Source organism: Mycolicibacterium pyrenivorans, from assembly GCF_025821625.1.
Classification (GTDB): Bacteria; Actinomycetota; Actinomycetes; order Mycobacteriales; family Mycobacteriaceae; genus Mycobacterium; species Mycobacterium pyrenivorans.
The window spans coordinates 1-398 of the sequence record NZ_JACKSH010000059.1 but is presented as its reverse complement, the minus strand read 5'-3'; the positions used below and the strand labels follow the sequence as shown (position 1 = coordinate 398).

Here is a 398-nt window from a genome sequence, read left to right as displayed (position 1 = left end):
ACGTGCTGCCGGATCAGCCCGCGCAGTCGGGTCAGCTCGGTGCCGCTGACCAGCGTGCAGTCGTGCAGCTCGGCCAGTTTCCGTGCGGCCGCGGTGAAGTCGTTGTTGGTAACCACCATGGTGTGTGTGCAGTCCTGCATGGGCGCGCCGGCGACCACCTCCTGAACGGCGCCCGGGCCGACGGGCCGGGACACTCTTTTGCATTGAATGGCAAGGCGATTGGGCCGGGTGCCGACGATCAGGTCGACGCCCCAGTCCCCGGACAGCTCGGTCATGATGACCGGGACGCCGCAGGACCGGGCGATCCGGGCGACGTAGTCCTCGAATTCCGTGCCGGACATGTCGTGTACGGGGTTCTCGCGGCGGCCGGGAGTACGCATTCCGGTGACCACGTGCGG

The 398-nt window shown here is 68.1% G+C and carries 1 protein-coding gene; it reads right to left on the bottom strand.

Features of this window, described 5'->3' with window-relative positions; translation table 11 throughout:
- Positions 1-398: restriction endonuclease (locus H7I57_RS08250; RefSeq protein WP_372510148.1), on the bottom strand; the 398-nt coding region annotated here is incomplete at both ends.